The sequence below is a fragment of the Streptomyces sp. CBMA123 genome (assembly GCF_014596465.1).
Lineage (GTDB): Bacteria > Actinomycetota > Actinomycetes > Streptomycetales > Streptomycetaceae > Kitasatospora.
In genome coordinates, this window is the sequence record NZ_MECK01000483.1 from 1 (window position 1) to 1,343 (window position 1,343).

General features: G+C 74.5%; 2 protein-coding genes and 1 pseudogene. 2 read left to right on the forward strand and 1 reads right to left on the reverse strand.

Annotated features, from left to right (window positions below; genetic code table 11):
* Together BG452_RS34905 and BG452_RS34910 are read left to right on the forward strand one after the other, a co-directional pair.
* On the forward strand, positions 1 to 128 hold a 128-nt coding region (locus tag BG452_RS34905; RefSeq protein ID WP_262986058.1), incomplete at its 5' end, for an acyl-CoA dehydrogenase family protein.
* 87 nt (positions 129 to 215) lie between these two features.
* Entirely contained in the window at positions 216 to 959 is a 744-nt protein-coding gene (locus BG452_RS34910; RefSeq protein ID WP_223243168.1) for a TetR family transcriptional regulator, read from the forward strand.
* A 241-nt stretch (positions 960 to 1,200) separates the two neighbouring features.
* Here the strand turns inward: BG452_RS34910 and BG452_RS34915 are convergent.
* Positions 1,201 to 1,343 (reverse strand): annotated as a pseudogene (locus tag BG452_RS34915) (oxidoreductase); the annotation flags it as partial.

Below are 1,343 nucleotides of genomic sequence, written 5' to 3' on the forward strand. Positions count from 1 at the left end.
TGCTGGGTGGTTACGGCTACACGCGGGACTACCCGGTGGAGCGGATGATGCGGGACGCGAAGATCACGCAGATCTACGAGGGCACCAACCAGGTCCAGCGGATCGTGATGGCCCGCAACCTGCCGTAACGGCGGCCCGACGGGCCCCGACGGCCGGCCCGGTCCGCCGACCGGCCGTCGGGGCCGACCCGTTGCGCCGATGCTAAGTTCCGGAGAATGAGCGAGAAGGAAGAGCGGGACCTGCCCATGAACGACGGGCCCTCGAAGCCGGCCATGCGCGAGGCGCTGGTGGCCGCGGCCTTCGAACTCTTCCTGGAGCGCGGCTTCGAGCAGACGACGATCGACGACATCGTCTCGCTCGCCGGCGTCGGCCGGCGCTCCTTCTTCCGCTACTTCCCGGCGAAGGAGGACGTGGTCTTCCCCGACCACGAGCGCAGCCTCGCCGAGATGACGGAGTTCCTGGCGTCCGGCACCGGCGAGGAGGACCCGGTCAAGCACGCCTGCGACGCGGCCCGCCTGGTCCTGCGGATGTACGCCGAGCAGCCCTCCTTCTCCGTCCAGCGCTACCGCCTCACCCGCAAGGTCCCCGGCCTGCGGGCGTACGAGCTGTCGGTGGTCTGGCGCTACGAGCACACCCTCGCCGCCTACCTGCGCGCCCGCTACGCCGACCGCCCGGACGGCCCGCTGCGCGCCGACGTGATCGCCGCCGCCGTGGTCGCCGCGCACAACCACGCCCTGCGCACCTGGCTGCGCTCGGGTGGCGAGAGCGACTGGGTGGTCGAGGTGGACGCGGCGATGGCTTTCGTCACCTCCACCTGGAGCGACCGCCCCGCCGACCCCGCCCCGGAGGGCGACGGCGCGTCGGACGACGTGGTGGTGCTGGTCGCCAGCCGCCGGGCCCCGCTGTGGCGGATGGTCCAGGGCATCGAGAGCGCCCTCGGCGAGTCCCGCCGGGTCTGACCGCGGCCCGTGCGACCGGGGTCGGTGCCGCAGTTGCACAGCCTCCGGCGGCGGCCCGCGACCGTCCCTCCAGCGCACCGGAAGCACCGGACACGTCGGAACGCCGGAACGCCGGAACGCCGGAACGCCGGAACGCCGGAACGCCGGAAACGGCCGAGCGCCCGTACGCCAGGGGCCGGCCACCCCATCACGGGTGGCCGGCCCCTGGTGCGTGGACGGTCGGTACGGCGCCGCGTGCGGCTCAGCCCCGGGGGCCGAGCACCGCCGCCGCGTAGTCGGCGGCGGCCGCCTCCGCGCCGAGCGCACCGTGCGCGGCCGCGGTGGTGGCGTCCCGCCAGTACCGCTGGAACGCGGAGTCCGCCTGCAGCGCCCGCGACCCCGAGG

Coding starts and splice junctions, on each gene's coding strand:
- BG452_RS34910 (WP_223243168.1), top strand. CDS start 216: ATGAGCGAGAAGGAAGAGCGGGACCTGCCCATGAACGACGGGCCCTCG.